Consider the following 900-nt stretch of genomic DNA (forward strand, 5'->3'; position numbering starts at 1 on the left):
CAGTCCGTTGCTCTACCAACTGAGCTACCGAGCCTTATTATTTAAATGGCGGTCCGGACGGGACTCGAACCCGCGACCTCCTGCGTGACAGGCAGGCATTCTAACCAACTGAACTACCGGACCATTTGATTTTAATTGGTTGCGGGGGCAGGATTTGAACCTGCGACCTTCGGGTTATGAGCCCGACGAGCTACCGAACTGCTCCACCCCGCGATGATAATGGTGGAGGATGACGGGCTCGAACCGCCGACCCTCTGCTTGTAAGGCAGATGCTCTCCCAGCTGAGCTAATCCTCCATCATATAATGACCCGTACGGGATTCGAACCCGTGTTACCGCCGTGAAAGGGCGGTGTCTTAACCGCTTGACCAACGGGCCCAGACTTTCAATTGTGATTATGTATAAATATCAGTGGCGGAGAGCAAGGGATTCGAACCCTTGAGACGGAGTTGACCGCCTACACGATTTCCAATCGTGCTCCTTCGACCACTCGGACAGCTCTCCAATAATGGCTCCGCAGGTAGGATTCGAACCTACGACCGATCGGTTAACAGCCGATAGCTCTACCACTGAGCTACTGCGGAATGAAGTCTGCCTGGCGATGTCCTACTCTCACAGGGGGAAACCCCCGACTACCATCGGCGCTGAAGAGCTTAACTTCCGTGTTCGGCATGGGAACGGGTGTGACCTCTTCGCCATCATCACCAGACAATTTCAGTGACATTTAAAATTATACTATGTATATCTTAAAAAGTCAAGAGTTTTTTCGAGATATTCTCTCAAAACTAGATAACAGGTGTGACATCATTAGAAATTAGGTTAAGTCCTCGATCGATTAGTATCTGTCAGCTCCATGTGTCGCCACACTTCCACCTCAGACCTATCAACCTGATCATCTTTC

The 900-nt window shown here is 50.4% G+C and carries 6 tRNA genes and 2 rRNA genes; all 8 read right to left on the reverse strand.

The features are described from left to right. Nucleotides 1–46: 46 nt before the first annotated feature. Nucleotides 47–123, reverse strand: a tRNA-Asp gene (locus WA325_RS21135). 13 nt (nt 124–136) lie between these two features. Next, nucleotides 137–213, reverse strand: a tRNA-Met gene (locus WA325_RS21140). 7 nt (nt 214–220) lie between these two features. Continuing rightward, nucleotides 221–296, reverse strand: a tRNA-Val gene (locus WA325_RS21145). Nucleotides 297–305: 9 nt separating this feature from the next. After that, nucleotides 306–377: transfer RNA gene (locus WA325_RS21150), tRNA-Glu, on the reverse strand. Between the two features lie 34 nt (nt 378–411). Continuing rightward, a tRNA-Ser gene (locus WA325_RS21155) sits at nt 412–503 on the reverse strand. A gap of 5 nt (nt 504–508) precedes the next feature. Next, nucleotides 509–583 (reverse strand) — tRNA-Asn (locus WA325_RS21160). Nucleotides 584–592: 9 nt separating this feature from the next. Further along, a 5S ribosomal RNA gene (gene rrf, locus WA325_RS21165) occupies nt 593–708 on the reverse strand. Nucleotides 709–814: 106 nt separating this feature from the next. Then, a 23S ribosomal RNA gene (locus WA325_RS21170) occupies nt 815–900 on the reverse strand; the annotation flags it as partial.

This window comes from Bacillus sp. 205(2023) (assembly GCF_037027485.1).
Classification (GTDB): domain Bacteria; phylum Bacillota; class Bacilli; order Bacillales; family Bacillaceae; genus Bacillus; species Bacillus halotolerans.